Source organism: Vibrio gelatinilyticus (assembly GCF_022836845.1).
In the GTDB taxonomy this organism is placed as follows: Bacteria; Pseudomonadota; Gammaproteobacteria; order Enterobacterales; family Vibrionaceae; genus Vibrio; species Vibrio gelatinilyticus.
The window spans coordinates 1-16195 of the sequence record NZ_JAJNNZ010000029.1; the positions used below are offsets into that span (position 1 = coordinate 1).

16 protein-coding genes and 9 tRNA genes are annotated in these 16195 nt (G+C 44.6%); 16 read left to right on the forward strand and 9 right to left on the reverse strand.

Annotated features, from left to right (window positions below; all coding sequences use genetic code 11):
• Nucleotides 1–32: 32 nt before the first annotated feature.
• Nucleotides 33–109: transfer RNA gene (locus LNL84_RS19185), tRNA-Pro, on the reverse strand.
• A 257-nt stretch (nt 110–366) separates the two neighbouring features.
• Between LNL84_RS19185 and LNL84_RS19190 the strand changes: the two genes are divergently transcribed.
• From LNL84_RS19190 to rluF, 3 genes are all read left to right on the forward strand, one after another.
• Complete coding sequence (locus tag LNL84_RS19190) at nt 367–507, forward strand: DUF3149 domain-containing protein (protein WP_244359423.1); 141 nt, start codon at nt 367–369, stop codon at nt 505–507.
• Between the two features lie 154 nt (nt 508–661).
• Nucleotides 662–1243, forward strand: a complete 582-nt coding sequence (gene smrA / locus LNL84_RS19195; RefSeq protein WP_244359424.1) for a DNA endonuclease SmrA — start codon at nt 662–664, stop codon at nt 1241–1243.
• A 107-nt stretch (nt 1244–1350) separates the two neighbouring features.
• Nucleotides 1351–2376: a 23S rRNA pseudouridine(2604) synthase RluF gene (gene rluF / locus LNL84_RS19200; protein ID WP_244359425.1), complete on the forward strand. Its 1026-nt coding sequence runs from the start codon at nt 1351–1353 to the stop codon at nt 2374–2376.
• Nucleotides 2377–2387: 11 nt separating this feature from the next.
• Here rluF and ybaK read toward each other — a convergent pair whose 3' ends face one another.
• From ybaK to hemA, 8 genes are all read right to left on the reverse strand, one after another.
• Nucleotides 2388–2864, reverse strand: a complete 477-nt coding sequence (gene ybaK, locus LNL84_RS19205; protein WP_244359426.1) for a Cys-tRNA(Pro) deacylase — start codon at nt 2862–2864, stop codon at nt 2388–2390.
• An 80-nt stretch (nt 2865–2944) separates the two neighbouring features.
• Nucleotides 2945–4612, reverse strand: a complete 1668-nt coding sequence (gene ushA, locus LNL84_RS19210; protein ID WP_244359427.1) for a bifunctional UDP-sugar hydrolase/5'-nucleotidase UshA — start codon at nt 4610–4612, stop codon at nt 2945–2947.
• 407 nt (nt 4613–5019) lie between these two features.
• Nucleotides 5020–5871 (reverse strand): 3-deoxy-8-phosphooctulonate synthase, encoded by an 852-nt coding sequence (gene kdsA, locus LNL84_RS19215; RefSeq protein WP_244359428.1) that lies wholly within the window; start codon nt 5869–5871, stop codon nt 5020–5022.
• A gap of 18 nt (nt 5872–5889) precedes the next feature.
• Nucleotides 5890–6699 carry a SirB1 family protein gene (locus tag LNL84_RS19220; protein WP_244359429.1) on the reverse strand — a complete coding sequence of 270 codons (810 nt, stop codon included), beginning with the start codon at nt 6697–6699 and terminating at the stop codon, nt 5890–5892.
• A gap of 3 nt (nt 6700–6702) precedes the next feature.
• Complete coding sequence (locus tag LNL84_RS19225) at nt 6703–7086, reverse strand: SirB2 family protein (RefSeq protein ID WP_244359431.1); 384 nt, start codon at nt 7084–7086, stop codon at nt 6703–6705.
• A gap of 34 nt (nt 7087–7120) precedes the next feature.
• A complete protein-coding gene (gene prmC, locus LNL84_RS19230; RefSeq protein ID WP_244359433.1) occupies nt 7121–7972 on the reverse strand; it encodes a peptide chain release factor N(5)-glutamine methyltransferase in 852 nt (283 codons plus the stop codon).
• A gap of 3 nt (nt 7973–7975) precedes the next feature.
• A complete protein-coding gene (gene prfA, locus LNL84_RS19235) occupies nt 7976–9064 on the reverse strand; it encodes a peptide chain release factor 1 (protein WP_244359435.1) in 1089 nt (362 codons plus the stop codon).
• A gap of 31 nt (nt 9065–9095) precedes the next feature.
• Nucleotides 9096–10352: a glutamyl-tRNA reductase gene (gene hemA / locus LNL84_RS19240; protein ID WP_244359437.1), complete on the reverse strand. Its 1257-nt coding sequence runs from the start codon at nt 10350–10352 to the stop codon at nt 9096–9098.
• A gap of 170 nt (nt 10353–10522) precedes the next feature.
• Between hemA and lolB the strand changes: the two genes are divergently transcribed.
• From lolB to LNL84_RS19305, 13 genes are all read left to right on the forward strand, one after another.
• Nucleotides 10523–11155 (forward strand): lipoprotein insertase outer membrane protein LolB, encoded by a 633-nt coding sequence (gene lolB, locus LNL84_RS19245; protein WP_244359439.1) that lies wholly within the window; start codon nt 10523–10525, stop codon nt 11153–11155.
• Nucleotides 11156–12028: a 4-(cytidine 5'-diphospho)-2-C-methyl-D-erythritol kinase gene (gene ispE / locus LNL84_RS19250; protein WP_244359441.1), complete on the forward strand. Its 873-nt coding sequence runs from the start codon at nt 11156–11158 to the stop codon at nt 12026–12028.
• A 27-nt stretch (nt 12029–12055) separates the two neighbouring features.
• Nucleotides 12056–13000: a ribose-phosphate pyrophosphokinase gene (locus tag LNL84_RS19255; protein WP_244359443.1), complete on the forward strand. Its 945-nt coding sequence runs from the start codon at nt 12056–12058 to the stop codon at nt 12998–13000.
• 139 nt (nt 13001–13139) lie between these two features.
• Complete coding sequence (pth, locus tag LNL84_RS19260; protein WP_244359445.1) at nt 13140–13730, forward strand: aminoacyl-tRNA hydrolase; 591 nt, start codon at nt 13140–13142, stop codon at nt 13728–13730.
• 10 nt (nt 13731–13740) lie between these two features.
• On the forward strand, nt 13741–14832 hold the full coding sequence (gene ychF / locus LNL84_RS19265) for a redox-regulated ATPase YchF (RefSeq protein ID WP_244359447.1): 1092 nt from the start codon (nt 13741–13743) through the stop codon (nt 14830–14832).
• 292 nt (nt 14833–15124) lie between these two features.
• A tRNA-Met gene (locus LNL84_RS19270) sits at nt 15125–15201 on the forward strand.
• 41 nt (nt 15202–15242) lie between these two features.
• Nucleotides 15243–15327 (forward strand) — tRNA-Leu (locus LNL84_RS19275).
• Nucleotides 15328–15361: 34 nt separating this feature from the next.
• Nucleotides 15362–15436: transfer RNA gene (locus LNL84_RS19280), tRNA-Gln, on the forward strand.
• Between the two features lie 81 nt (nt 15437–15517).
• A tRNA-Met gene (locus LNL84_RS19285) sits at nt 15518–15594 on the forward strand.
• 97 nt (nt 15595–15691) lie between these two features.
• Nucleotides 15692–15776, forward strand: a tRNA-Leu gene (locus tag LNL84_RS19290).
• 11 nt (nt 15777–15787) lie between these two features.
• Nucleotides 15788–15864 (forward strand) — tRNA-Met (locus LNL84_RS19295).
• An 80-nt stretch (nt 15865–15944) separates the two neighbouring features.
• Nucleotides 15945–16029, forward strand: a tRNA-Leu gene (locus LNL84_RS19300).
• A gap of 52 nt (nt 16030–16081) precedes the next feature.
• Nucleotides 16082–16156, forward strand: a tRNA-Gln gene (locus LNL84_RS19305).
• Nucleotides 16157–16195 lie beyond the last annotated feature (39 nt).

The following is a 16195-nucleotide window of genomic DNA, read 5'->3' on the forward strand; positions in this document are numbered from 1 at the left end:
CCTCGCCGTTTAAAGCGAGGTTTTTCTAAATGTGGTCGGTGAAGAGGGATTCGAACCCCCGACCCTCTGGTCCCAAACCAGATGCGCTACCAAGCTGCGCTATTCACCGAGATTTGTTTGCTGTAGTCTTGCTAAGCAACGGATGCGTATATTACTGATAAATTTTTGTGACGCAAGTAATTTATTGCAACTTTTCAACCATAACGCGTTAACTGCTGACGCTTTGTACAATTCGTCTAAAACTGTGACTAAAAACACAATTACACACACATTTATTTAACATGAAAAACACTCTTGATCCAGATCAGTGTGCAATTTCTGACCAAGCCGTATTTTAAAGTCTGTCTTCAAAACCTTGGAGGAAACATGGATCTTTGGCTTGATCTCCTATTTGGCAATGCCGTCGGCTTATCTTCAATGATGGTCATTTTTGCGGCTTTTAGCTTAATGCTGTTTTACGGCGGTTTCATTATTTACAAGGTGGCGAACGACAAATCTCCTCACTAGAATCGCGTAGCCTCTATTCTTTGAATAGGTTACCGCTATGCACCGGGGTGGATCGTCTGTTCACTCCGGTTTTTTAGTGCCTCTCTTTTAATACCTCTGTTACAACACATTGTTATATACTGCCTAGAAAGCGCCAATTTAGACAGATGCAGATATGACTCAAGACAAAGATTTAGAGCTATTTCAGCAAATGATGGGAGACGTCAAACCCATCAAGCAAGATACCGTTGAACTCAAAAAAGAGCATGCTATTACCGACGCCCAGCTCGCCAAACGCGAAGCGGCCATATGGCTGACTGAGCATGACCCTGAATACCTTTCGATTGATTATGCGCCTAGTGTAAAACCCGATGACATCATCGAGTTTAAAAGAGACGGTGTACAAGAAGGTGTATACCGTAAATTGAGACTGGGAAAATACCCGCTCCAAGCGAAACTCGATCTTCATCGAAAAACACTAAAACAAGCGCGTGATGAAGTGGTCAAATTTCTTCAGCAATGCATTCGTTTGGATATCCGCACCGTGATAATTATCCATGGGCGAGGCGAACGCTCGAACCCGCCCGCTCTAATGAAAAGCTATGTGTCATCATGGCTAAGGCAAATTCATGATGTTCAATGTGTCCACAGTGCACAACGATTTCATGGTGGTTCTGGCGCGGTGTATGTCATGTTGCGCAAAAGCCAGGAAAAGAAGCTAGAAAACCGAGAAAAACACCAAAAACGACAAAGTTAACGCCTAACCGGATTACTTGCTGCATTCATTGGCTTGTCAACTCGTTTGGGTATAGAATACGCGCCCTATATGCGAACATCACCGGATAACCTAAAGCGATTTCAACTATGTCTAATCAAACTGACGGCAAACGCCTGAATAAATACATCAGTGAAACTGGATTTTGCTCTCGACGAGAAGCAGATAGACTTATTGAGCAAAAGCGCGTCACGATCAATGGTGTAATTCCTGAAATGGGCACGAAGGTTCTCGAAGGTGATGTGGTTGAGATCGATGGAAAACCAGTAAAGAGCAAAGAAAAATCGATTTATATTGCGCTTAATAAACCAACAGGTATCACCTGTACAACCGAGCGAGATGTTGCCGGGAATATTGTTGATTTCATTGGTCATCATAAGCGCATTTTCCCGATTGGTCGCCTTGATAAACCCTCTGACGGTTTGATCTTTTTGACCAACGATGGAGATATCGTCAACAAGATTTTGCGCGCGGGTAATAACCACGAAAAAGAGTATGTGGTGCGTGTAGATAAACCGGTCACCAAAGACTTTATCCAAAAAATGGCCAGTGGTGTCCCTATCCTAGATACGGTGACTTTACCGTGCCAGGTTGAGCAGGAAACCAAGTTCTCGTTTCGTATTACGTTAACTCAAGGTTTAAACCGCCAAATCAGACGTATGTGTGAGGCGCTAGGCTACGAAGTCTTTAAGCTTCGACGTGTTCGCATTATGAACATCTCGTTAGATGGTATTCCAAACGGTAAGTGGCGATATCTGACGGACCAGGAGGTCGCAGAGATACACCAAATGTGTGAAAGTTCTTCATCAACAGAAGAAGCCTCACGCAAAGATGGTAAAGGACATTATATAACCAAAGCCACTGATGCTAAGTTGCACGATGCAAGAATCGAAGCAAAGAAGCAAACGCAGAAGACCTACTCTGGCCACGGTGCAGATGACCTACGCCACTCACCCTCAAAACAAAGGGCCAACAAAGGCAAAGCTGGCTTTGCTGAAAAAGGGGCCAACAAGAGCAGAAACTCGCCGCATAAAAAGCGTGGCCATGCTAAACAAGACAACGCAAAACAATCGCCAAGAGCTCGCGTCTCTGGCACCTTGTCATTGAAGAAGTAACGGTACTCGCGTTACGCCTCACACAGACTGGTAAATTTGGCTCGGGTTAAACTTGCCAGATCATGTGGGGCCAATTCGATTTCCAGACCTCGACGGCCCGCGCTTACACACATAGCTTGTCGCGATTCGGCGCTAATGTGGATATAAGTTGGTAATGCCCTTTTCTGCCCTAGGGGCGATATTCCGCCTAAAACATACCCCGTTATTTTCTGGGCAATGTCTTTATCCGCCATTTCAGCTTTCTTAGCACCAGCGGCCTTTGCCGCCATTTTCAAATTCAGTTTCAGCTCAACAGGTATAATGGCGACCGCCAAGTTTTTGGCATCTCCATTCAATGAAAATAGCAAGGTCTTAAACACTGACTCAGGATCTTGACCAAGCGCTTCTGCTGCTTCCAGACCATAGCTTTCATGATTGGGATCGTGCTCATATTGATGGATTGTATGAGGGATTTTTTTCTTCTTAACAAGGTTAATTGCTGGTGTCATTGGCTTTACTCGTCGACAAAAAAAACGGCGCTACCGCACCGCTTATTTATATCTAACTCTACAAGGGAGTCAATCAAACATTATTGATTTTTGTATACCATACCGCCCTTAGGCGCATATTTGTTTACATCAATAGGGCTGTTTGCTTGTAAGTACTCTTTTAATACTTCAGCATCAACAAAACCCGTGTTTACATGACCTGGGTGACCCGATAGTTTTGGATAACCGTCACCACCAGCGGCATTAAAGCTCGGTACGGTGAAGCGATACACTTCTTTTGGATCTAACGGCTTTCCATTAATCACAACGTCAGATACAGAGTCTTGGCTTACGGTCATTGAAATGCCCGCGAATTGTGCGTAGGCACCAGAATCAACCGGTTTTGTCGCGACTACGTTCAAGTAATCAACCACTTCAGCGCCTGTCATGTCGGTGTAAGTAATGATATTACCAAACGGCTGAACGATAAGGACATCTTTGTATGTTACCGAACCCTGGGCAATTGAATCACGCACACCACCAGAGTTCATTACTGCAAAATCGGCCTTAGCACGCTCCATATGAGCGGTTGCAATTAGGGTACCTAGGTTTGTTTGATTAAAGCGAACCACATTACGATCACCTTCAAGTTTGCCGTTGGTTTCGGCAATCTTAACGGTTAGCTGCTCTTGGCCTTTTTCTTGGAATGGCTTCAAGAAAGCCAATAACTCAGGATCTTTAGCAATTTCGTCTTCGATGAAAACACGCTGTTTCTTGCCGTCAATTTTCACTTTCTTTTTCAAGTTAACAGGAATGAGGTCATAGCTCACCATCTCGAGCTCACCATTACGGAACTCGTAATCAGCACGGCCTACGTACTTACCCCACTCGTGAGCTTGCACAATCCAGGTGCCGTTTTGGTTGTCTGGTCGACACTCATCACTTGGCTTAAAGCTCTTCGCGATAACATTTGGGCCTTCCATACAAACAGGCTCTTGTGAGTGACCACCAACAATCATATCGAGATCACCTTCCTCAAGGTAGCGAGCTAGAGCAACGTCACCAGGCGCATTCACACCACGCTGACCATCTTCGTAGTGCCCCATGTGGGTTACCGCAAAAATAAGATCGGGCTTTTCATTGGCCTTGAGATCATCGATAACTTTTTTCGCTTCTACTTTAGGGTCTCGGAACTCGATGCCGCCTATGTATTCGGGATTACCGATTTTGGCTGTATCTTCAGTGGTTAAGCCGATTACAGCAATTTTGATGCCCTGCTTGTCAAAAATCTCGTAAGCGTCAAACATGCGCTCACCCGTTTTCTTATCATAGATATTGGCAGACAACATTGGGAAACTCGCCCATTCTTTCTGCTTGAAAAGCACCTCTAATGGGTTATCGAATTCATGGTTACCTAATGCCATCGCATCATAGCCAATCTTCGTCATGCCTTTAAAATCTGGCTCAGCATCCTGTAAATCGGACTCTGGCACACCAGTATTGATATCGCCACCAGACAAGAGTAGTAAACTGCCGCCTTCGGCTTCTACATCCGCACGAATATCATCAATTAGTGTTTTACGTGCTGCCATTCCATACTCGCCGTATTTGTTCTCCCAAAAACGACCGTGATGATCATTGGTATGAAGTACGGTGAGTTTGTAAGTCTCGTCTGCGTTCCATTGGTGTTCTGGTTGAGTTGCGCATCCTGCTAGTGACGCGATAATTGCTGCACTCAGTGCGGTTTTTAAAATGAGGCCTTGTTTCATTGTCATACCTTTTGAACTGGGGGGATCCACTGCTTAGAAAGACGATACGACCTAAACGTCTTTATCTGACTCTCTTAATTATTGTCGAGAAAGTATGTTGAATGCCCATTCAACGTGTTGAATCCACGACAAAACTTGAGATAGTTTAAAGTAACTGTGTCGACATGACATTGCGTTTTCAATTTTATGTCGACTTTGTCACAAGAAGTTGTTTTATTGATGATAGTTATATCAAATAGCAAATAACTCTTTCATATTTATACCACTTTAAACACCTCCACTGGGGATAGCGAGTTAGCAGCCTATTAGACAACCAGATTTCAGAATAAAAACGATTTCTCAACAGAATTCGTGAACATAAAAAAAGCCAGTCAAAAGACTGGCTTAGTATTTAAAGAGTGATACCACTATCTGATGTCAATATCAGAGAAGCTCTTAATGAGGTCGTCCAATGACTTCATTTGTGCAAGAAATGGTTCAAGCTTATCTAGTGGCAATGCCGATGGACCATCACACAGTGCGTTATCAGGATTTGGGTGCGCTTCGATGAACAAGCCGGCAATACCCGTCGCCAGGCCAGCTTTTGCCAGTTCAACGGTTTGCTCTCGGCGGCCACCTGATGCTGCGCCAGATGGATCACGCATTTGCAGTGAGTGCGTTACGTCAAAAATGATCGGGCTACCATTCGATGCCTTTTTCATGACACCAAAGCCAAGCATGTCTACCACAAGGTTGTCGTAGCCATGGCAAGAACCACGTTCACACAAGATAATTTTGTCGTTGCCGCATTCTGCGAACTTATCGACGATATTACCTACCTGGTTCGGGCTCATAAACTGAGGCTTTTTAACGTTAATCACAGCACCCGTCTTTGCCATGGCTTCTACCAAATCAGTTTGGCGAGCTAAGAATGCAGGCAATTGAATAACGTCAACAACATCAGCAACGGGCTGAGCTTGTGCCTCTGTGTGGACATCTGTAATGATTTTTACGCCAAAAGTATCTTTCAGTTCTTGAAAGATTTTCAATCCTTCATCGAGACCAGGACCTCTATATGAATGAACCGAACTTCTGTTGGCCTTATCAAAAGACGCCTTGAAGACGTAAGGAATACCGAGCTTTTCTGTCACTCGAACATAATGCTCACAAATTTGCATTGCAAGATCACGAGACTCCAGTACGTTCATACCAGCAAACAAAGTGAAAGGCTGATTGTTTGCAACAGGTATATCACCAACGTGAACCGTTTTTTGTTCCATGTTCTACTCTCTATCTCTTTAGTGCAGGGTAATCAGCGTTTCGCTCATCGCTGACACTTGGTTCTTTAGCAGCTCGATTGCAGGGTCTTCTGGGCATTGTTCAATAAAATACTCAAAGTCCGAAACCGCTATTTGGTGGCAGTCAAGCTGTTGATAAATAAAGCCTCTATCACGAATTTCATACGGATCATCAGGCACGAAGGTCAAAGCAAGATCTGTACAACGAAGTGCTAAAGTATACTTCTCTTCTCTAAGCAGTGCGCTTTTCAGTAACGCTAACCATCGACCTATCACTGTGGGATTATCCGCGACGGCAAGATGCTTAGGTTTTAGTTTAGCCAACGTACCTTCATGACCAATAAGCCATGCCCTTAGTGTTGACGTGCTGACATACTCACCATCGTAAGGGTTGATGTACACTGCGACTTCACCTGGCCAGGTTAATTTCAGTAGAAACTGGGTTGGGAAAGTCACCGCTTCAACTGGGAACCCTAATTTACGCGATAAATACAGTAAAATTGAGCCTAAGCTGACCGGGATTCCTTTGCGCCTTTCCAGTACTTTGTCGATAAAGGCATTCTCTGACGAAAAATAGGCATCAATATCACCGCAAAAGCCCCACTCTCGATAAAATAATCGTAGCAGAGATTCAAATCGCTGTTTTTCATTGCTTTCATGCACAAGTGCCTGCTCAGCTTCTTTAAGCAACCGTGCAATTTCTTGCTCGGCCCAGTAAACCTGTGTCTCTGGGGCAACCGCTTTGTTTAAGATCAGTGCACCATCAACTAACTCGATAGCATCAAAATCTTCATCAAACAGTTCAATCATGTGTTATCCCATTAAAAGTGGTGTTTTTAACATCGCAACCTTCGCCGCAATGATTAACCACCCAAGAGCGCCAAAAAAGGCGCAACTTTTTAGTAATTTGGTTCTTGCAAATTTCAGAGTGAAAAAGCCCAGTGCAATGTAAATCATGACACAGGCCATTTTTTCCGTCATCCAAGGAAATTCTGGTGTGAATGGTACAAACCCAGTGATCGCGATAAGTCCAAATCCAGACAATAGAAGAAGAGAATCATTAATGTGCGGAAAACGTTTTAAGAATGGGTGATTCACTTTTTCGGAATCCATCATAATAAGCCCGTATCGCACAGACAACAGTAACGCACTCAGTGCAATTGTCATAAAGTGAAAATGTTTTAATCCTTCATACATAATTCTTGTTCTCTTATTTTATTAATAGAGGCTTTTAGTTCCAACGACCCAGGGTGACTCGATCGTTACCCGCATAGTCTCGTTCTGTCGACACCTGCTGGTATCCGTTTTCTTGCATTATATCTCGAACTTGGGCACCTTGCTCATAGCCATGCTCGACCAATAACCAGCCCTGAATTTGCAAAAACTGACGCGCTTCACTTGCGATGTGTTTAATGTCAGCTAATCCGTTATCTTTAGCAATGAGAGCCGTGGAAGGTTCGAAGACGACATCCCCTTGCTTTAAATGGGGATCTAGCTCATCAATATAGGGCGGATTCGATACGATAATGGCGAACTTCTGGCCACGGTCTATCGGTTCGAACCAACTACCCTGAGCAAATGTCGCATTGCGAATATCCAACTTTTTACTGTTTCCTTCGGCCAATTCCACTGCATCTTGTTGGTAATCCACGCCAAGCACTTGTCTATCCGGTAATTCAGATGCAAGCGCCAATGCAATCGCCCCAGTTCCGGTTCCCAAGTCAAGAACAGGACCTGCAGCCATTTCAGCTTTCTCTAGTGTGAGCTCAACTAGGCGTTCTGTATCTGGACGTGGAATAAGCGTTGTGGGACTAACATTAAGAGGCAATGACCAAAATTCACGCTCACCAACAATATACGCCACAGGTTCTCCCTGTTCGCGTCGAGTCACAAACTTTGCGAGCTGCTCTGCTTGTGATTCTGTCAATGCTCTTTCTGGCCAGGTAAGCAAATAACTTCTCGGCTTGTCGAGCACGTGACAAAGCAAGACTGCAGCATCAATTGCCGCAGAACTGCTGCCACTTTCAACAAATCGAGTCGTTATCTCTTTTTGGCTTTCAGCAATAGTGAGCCCGGTAAACATCAATTAGTGTTGCTCTGCAAGAGCGGCTAATTGATCCGCCTGATGTTCTTGCATGACTGGATCGACCAAGCTTTGTAGGTCACCTTCCATCACCTCAGACAGGCGGTACAAGGTCAAGTTAATACGGTGATCAGACACTCGGCCTTGAGGGTAGTTATAAGTACGGATGCGATCACTACGGTCACCAGAGCCTAATAGGTTACGACGAGTGTCAGAGACCTCTGCCGCACGCTTAGCTTCTTCTGCTTGAATGATGCGAGCAGCCAATACCGACATCGCTTTTGCTTTGTTCTTATGTTGCGAACGCTCGTCTTGACACTCAACAACGGTTCCGGTTGGCAAGTGAGTAATACGAATCGCAGAATCAGTGGTGTTGACGTGCTGACCACCCGCGCCCGAAGCTCGGAAGGTATCGATTTTCAGATCGCTTGCTTTGATCTCTGGAATTTCAGCTTCTGGGATTTCAGGCATAATTGCCACTGTGCACGCTGATGTATGAACACGACCTTGGGACTCCGTAGCTGGAACACGTTGTACACGGTGTCCACCCGACTCGAATTTCAATACGCCGTAAACATCTTCACCACTGACTTTAGCGATCATCTCTTTGTAACCACCTTGTTCCGATTCGTTTGCGCTCATGACTTCGATACGCCAACCGCGCTTTTCTGCAAATCGGCTGTACATACGGAACAGATCACCGGCAAAGATACCCGCTTCATCACCACCAGCACCAGCACGAATTTCGAGGAAACAGTTGCGGCTATCGTTTGGATCTTTTGGCAATAGTAGGATCTGTAGCTCGTCAGCAAGACGCTCGATGCTTTCTTTAGCGTCCTTGATTTCTTCAAGGGCCATTTCACGCATTTCTTCATCGTCTTCTTTGGCCATCTCTTCAGCGGCTTCAAGGTCCTCTTGTGCTTGCTGATAAGCTTGGAAACACTGAGTCACTTCTTCAAGCTGAGAGTACTCTCTAGACAAAGCACGGAACTTGTCTTGGTCACCAATAACATCTGGATCACCCAGTAAGTGTTGAACTTCTTCGTAACGTTCAACCAGAGATTCCAGTTTCAATAAAATAGAGGATTTCATAATTAAGATCTTTTATAAGAATGTGGCTTATTTAAGCTTCGTGTAAACCGAGGCTTTGTCTGATAGTTTTTAGCTTAGCAGGATCTCCCTGCTCTGCGGCATCTTGTAGCGCACGCGTCGGTGCGTGGATCAGTCTATTTGTCAACTTATTGCTTAATTCAAGTAATACTTTTTCTGGATCTGCGCCCGTGGTTAAAGACTGAATGCTTTTTGCTAGTAACTCTTTGCGGATCTCGTCAGCAGACTGGCGAAACTCTCGAATGCTGTCAACAGCCTGTAGCGATCGCATCCAGGTCATAAACTGAGCGCTCTCTGTGCTGACGATGGCTTCTGCTTGAATCGCTTCAACTTTACGCTGCTCCATATTGCTTTCGACAATCGACTGCAGATCATCAACAGTATATAGATAAGCGTCACTAAGTTCGCCCACTTGCGATTCGATGTCACGAGGGACGGCAATATCGATCAATAAAATGGGCTGATGTCGGCGAGCTTTAAGGGCGCTTTCAACCATCCCTTTACCGATAATAGGCAATTGGCTCGCAGTAGAGCTGATGACAATATCGGCACGAGGAAGCACTTCTGGGATCTGCGACAAGCTGATCACCTCAGCATTAAACTGAGACGCTAACACTTCCGCACGTTCTTTGGTTCGGTTGGCAACAATCATATTTTTGCAATCATGCCCGGCCAAATGCTTAGCAACCAACTCTATGGTTTCACCAGCACCTACCAGCAATACTGTGGAATCGGCAATAGACTCAAAGATTTGTTTGGCCAGTGTACAAGCCGCATACGCGACTGAAACAGCATTACCACCGATTTCAGTTTCGGTACGCACTCGCTTTGCCACTGAAAATGTTTTCTGAAAGAGTTTTTCTAAACCACTTTCTACCGCATTATTCTCACGAGCATCAGTGTATGCTTGCTTTACCTGCCCGAGAATCTGCGGCTCCCCCAGAACCAAAGAGTCTAATCCACATGAAACGCGCATCAGATGTTTTATCGCTGATTGCTCTTCATACATATAAAGTGAAGGTTTCAGCTCTTCCGCGTTAACATCATGGAACTCAATGAGCCATTCAATCAGCTTGGCTTTGCTATTGCCGTTTATATCGCAATAGATTTCAGTACGATTGCACGTGGATAAAATCACGCTTCCATTCACAGACGAGCTTTCCTTGAGTTCGCCTAATGCTCGAGCGAGTTTCTCAGGTGGAAACGCGACCTTTTCGCGCAAATCCACAGACGCTGTATTATGATTTATTCCAACCGCAAGCAATGACATGAAATAGAGTTTCTCTGATACAGAATTGACAAATAGGACAGGATTTTACTTGATGGGCCAATTGATTGAAAGACTAAGGGCAATTTGTTTTCCTGAGTTCGAGAGATTGATGCTATAGTCGTGCTAAATTCGTCCCGCAATGTTCACTTTTTAGACAATACACTGATAACATGCTCAAGTTACCACACATACTGATCTACATCTTATTTCCACTGTATTTAATGGGTTGCTCATCCGTACCTGAAGAACCTGATACCGTAGAATGGAAAGCACATAAATCTGAGCTTAAGCAGTTAACTGGTTATACCGCTACGGGCAAGCTTGGCTATATCGCTCCAGACCAGCGACACTCACTTAACTTTTACTGGACTCACTCAAATAACTTCAGCCAAATACGTTTATCGACATTTCTAGGGCAAACTGTTTTTAATTTAACATCAACGCCAAATGGTGCGGTGGTCGAGACTTACGATGGAGAAAAGCTAGCGGGTGATAGTGCCAACTTGCTAATCGCAGAATTAACCGGGCTCGATATTCCAATAGAGCAGCTAGAAAGTTGGCTTATTGGTATGCCAACCCGCTCCGATCGCTATTCGCTTAACCGTTTCAATACGGTAGAAAACCTGACAACTAAGGTGGGCAGGCAGACCTGGAGTTTGTTTTATAAGGAATACTTAAACACCGAGCTTAGCTCAATCGAGCAAACAGAAAAGGTGACGAGTATCCCACTGCCTAGTCGTATGCAACTGACTCATGGCGACACAAAAATCAACCTCGTTGTTTCAAAATGGATTGTTAAATAGATGATTTCTGAGACTACACAATGGCCCTCTCCAGCCAAACTAAACTTATTCCTCTATATCACAGGACGTCAGGCCAATGGCTATCATGAATTGCAAACCCTGTTTCAGTTCATTGATGTGTGCGACACCTTGTCGATAACCGCAAATCTCAGCGGTGACATCACCCTAGAAAACAACTTAAAAGGTGTCGATACACAAGACAACCTAATCTGGAAAGCAGCTCGAGCACTTCAACAACATACTGGCAGCCAATACGGCGCTCACATTGACATAGACAAGTTACTGCCAATGGGCGGCGGTATTGGTGGCGGGTCTTCAAATGCCGCGACCGTGCTAGTAGCGCTTAACTACTTATGGGAAACGCATTGCAGTGAAAGTGCGTTAGCCCAAATCGGCCTCGCTTTGGGTGCAGATGTTCCTGTCTTCGTTCGCGGATATGCAGCCTTTGCCGAAGGCGTTGGAGAACAACTCATCCCAGCTGATCCAAAAGAAAAATGGTATTTACTGATAAAACCGGATGTCAGTATCGCTACTGTCGATATTTTTACTCATGACAAACTGACGAGAAACACACCAAAACGGTCTCTGACAACGCTGCTAAGCAACAAATACGAAAACGATTGCGAAAAAATTGTTCGTTTACTGTACCCAGAGGTTGATAAGCAACTTTCTTGGCTGCTACAATACGCGCCGTCAAGATTAACCGGAACCGGTTCTTGTGTTTTTTCGGAGTTTGATAACAAAGAAGACGCAATTAAGGTTTTAGAACAACTTCCTGACAATGTCTCGGCGTATATCGCCAAAGGGTGTAATCGCTCCCCTTTATTAGAGACACTGGCTAAATACCAATTAGCCCACTCACAATCTGTTTAAACTGGACGCAACCCTGAGGTTTCCACCGTGCCTGATATGAAGCTATTTGCTGGTAACGCAACACCTGAACTAGCCCAACGTATTGCTGATCGTCTATACATCTCTCTTGGAGACGCTACTGTTGACCGTTTTTCTGACGGCGAAGTCGCTGTACAAATTAACGAAAACGTACGTGGTAGTGACGTATTCATCATCCAATCAACCTGTGCACCAACTAACGACAATCTAATGGAGTTAGTGGTAATGATTGATGCAATGCGCCGAGCTTCAGCTGGCCGTATTACTGCTGTAATCCCATACTTCGGTTATGCCCGTCAAGATCGTCGCGTACGTTCTGCTCGTGTACCAATCACTGCAAAAGTTGTTGCAGACTTCCTTTCAAACGTCGGCGTTGACCGCGTTTTGACTATCGACCTACACGCAGAACAAATCCAAGGCTTCTTCGATGTACCGGTAGACAACATTTTCGGTACACCTGTACTTCTTGAAGACATGGCAAACCGTGGCCTTGAAGATCCTGTCGTTGTTTCTCCAGACCTAGGTGGCGTTGTACGTGCTCGTGCAACGGCTAAAGCTCTTGGTGATATTGACATCGCTATCGTCGACAAACGTCGTCCACGCGCCAACGTGTCTGAGGTGATGAACCTTATCGGTGACGTAGAAGGTCGTGATTGCGTAATCGTTGATGACATGATCGATACTGGCGGTACCTTGTGTAAAGCAGCAGAAGCTCTAAAAGAGCGTGGCGCTAAACGTGTATTTGCATACGCGACTCACGCGGTATTCTCTGGCAACGCTGCGAAGAACATCAAGAGTTCGGTTCTAGACCAAGTAATCATCACTGACTCAATCACATTGAGCAAAGAGATGGCTGCAACGGGTAAAGTGACGCAATTGACCCTATCTAGCATGCTAGCTGAAGCAATTCGCCGTATCAGCAATGAAGAATCTATCTCTGCAATGTTTAGCTAATTTTCAATTAGTCATTCACGATGCAGACAAAAGCACTCTTAATGGGTGCTTTTTTATTATCTCTATTCCCACTCTCGCGTCACACAATAGCTTTATGCTACTATACGGCGCTTTTTGAAATTCCAGAGAGATCTTGACCTTGAGCCAACATATAAAACTTCTTGTGGGACTGGCAAATCCAGGCCCTGAATACGCCAGAACGCGCCACAATGCCGGTGCCTGGGTCGTTGAAGAGTTAGCACGCGTCCATAACGTAGTATTAAAGAATGAAGCAAAGTTCTTTGGCCAAACGGGACGAATCATGGTTCACGGTGAAGATCTTCGTTTACTGATCCCAACAACCTTTATGAACTTATCGGGAAAGTCTGTCGCTGCGATAGCAAAGTTTTATCAAATTAAACCAGAAGAAATCATGGTTGCACACGATGAACTAGACTTACCGCCAGGTGTGGGGAAATTTAAGAAAGGCGGTGGCCATGGTGGTCACAACGGACTTAAAGACATCATCAGTAAAGGCGGAAACAATAAAGAATTCTATCGTCTCAGGATTGGCATTGGCCACCCTGGACACAAAGATAAAGTTGCAGGTTATGTGTTAGGCAAAGCTCCAGCCAAAGAGCAGGAATGTATTGATGCCGTCGTTGACGAGTCAGTGCGAAGCTTAGATATCTTATTAAAAGATGGCCTGACAAAAGCACAAAATCGCTTACACACGTTCAAAGCAGAATAAGGTTTATATCATGGGTTTTAAATGTGGCATCGTTGGTCTACCAAACGTCGGTAAATCAACTCTGTTTAACGCACTGACTAAAGCAGGCATCGAAGCGGCTAACTTCCCGTTTTGTACTATCGAGCCAAACACTGGTGTTGTTCCAGTTCCAGATCTTCGCTTGGATGCGTTAGCAAAAATTGTTAACCCACAAAAGATCCTTCCTACGACAATGGAATTTGTAGACATCGCAGGCCTTGTGGCTGGCGCTTCTAAAGGTGAAGGTCTTGGTAACAAATTCCTAGCCAACATTCGTGAAACTGACGCGATCGGCCACGTTGTACGCTGTTTTGAAAACGAAAATATCGTTCACGTATCAGGAAAAGTATCACCGATTGAAGATATCGAAGTGATCAATCTAGAGCTGGCTCTTGCGGATCTAGACAGCTGCGAACGCGCAATGCAACGTAACGCAAAGAAAGCGAAAGGCGGCGATAAAGACGCTAAATTTGAAATCACAGTACTTGAAAAGCTACTTCCTGTCTTAACAGAAGGCGGAATGGCGCGTACGGTAGACCTTTCAAAAGAAGAGCTGGCTGCCATTGGTTACCTTAACTTCTTAACATTGAAGCCAACAATGTACATCGCCAATGTCAATGAAGATGGTTTTGAAGACAACCCATACTTGGACGCTGTTCGCGAGTACGCAGAAAAAGAGAACAACGTTGTTGTGGCTGTTTGTGCCGCAATCGAATCAGAGCTGTCTGAGCTAGACGACGAAGACCGCGAAGAGTTCCTTGCTGATATGGGCATTGAAGAACCGGGACTGAACCGCGTGATCCGTTCAGGTTACGAGCTGCTAACTCTTCAAACTTACTTCACAGCGGGTGTTAAAGAAGTTCGTGCTTGGACCATTCCTATTGGTGCAACTGCGCCTCAGTCTGCGGGTAAAATCCACACTGACTTCGAGAAAGGCTTCATCCGTGCGGAAGTTGTTGGTTACAATGATTTTATTGAATTTAACGGTGAAAGTGGTGCTAAAGATGCCGGTAAATGGCGTTTAGAAGGCAAAGACTACATCGTAAAAGATGGCGATGTGATTCATTTCCGCTTCAACGTCTAATATTCAACATTAGATATTGTTCAAAAAGCCAGCACACGCTGGCTTTTCTCGTTTTTAAAGGAAAATGAATCATGAGAACCGTTTTGCTTTCCACCAAAAAATCGCGGCAGTTATTGTTATTTTTTTACCAGTTTTTGATCACAAACAACGCTGTTTGATTAAAAAAGATTCGAACGGCACTTTTTAGCGAATTTCTTCAAAAAAAAAGTTGACGCAATTGGCTCAACTCCGCATAATGCGCCCCGTTCTCAGCGATAAGGCAACTTTCGAAGAGAATGAAAATTTGGAAAATGGCTACGTAGCTCAGCTGGTTAGAGCACATCACTCATAATGATGGGGTCACAGGTTCGAATCCCGTCGTAGCCACCATTTTCTAAACATTCTAAAATTTAGAGTAGTTAGAAAATAATGCGGAAGTGGCGGAATTGGTAGACGCACCAGATTTAGGTTCTGGCGCCGCAAGGTGTGAGAGTTCAAGTCTCTCCTTCCGCACCATATTGTGAACTAACACTGTGGTGTTAAGTTTTGTTGGGCTATCGCCAAGCGGTAAGGCACCGGCTTTTGATGCCGGCATTCCCTGGTTCGAATCCAGGTAGCCCAGCCATATTATTGTTGATTCTTCTTTTTTAAAAAAAGAGTTGGCACTAAAGAGCAGATTGTATTATATTCTTTCGCTCTCAAGAGTGGCTACGTAGCTCAGCTGGTTAGAGCACATCACTCATAATGATGGGGTCACAGGTTCGAATCCCGTCGTAGCCACCATTTATATTAACTTAGTGATACTTCATTAAGTACAACGTTAACGGAGTTATACCAATTACTCTTTTAACTACAACTTTCTCTTAGAAATAAGAGCGATGCGGAAGTGGCGGAATTGGTAGACGCACCAGATTTAGGTTCTGGCGCCGCAAGGTGTGAGAGTTCAAGTCTCTCCTTCCGCACCATTTTTCAGAGTGGCTACGTAGCTCAGCTGGTTAGAGCACATCACTCATAATGATGGGGTCACAGGTTCGAATCCCGTCGTAGCCACCATTTATATTAACTTAGTGATACTTCATTAAGTACAACGTTAAAAGAGTTATACCAATTACTCTTTTAACTACAGAATTGATGCGGAAGTGGCGGAATTGGTAGACGCACCAGATTTAGGTTCTGGCGCCGCAAGGTGTGAGAGTTCAAGTCTCTCCTTCCGCACCATATTTTCTTTAGAAATAAAGAGCTGTGTGATTGACACTTTAAACAATCCAGTTGGGCTATCGCCAAGCGGTAAGGCACCGGCTTTTGATGCCGGCATTCCCTGGTTCGAATCCAGGTAGCCCAGCCACAAATACAACGTCTAGTTGATTTACCAATCATCGACTAT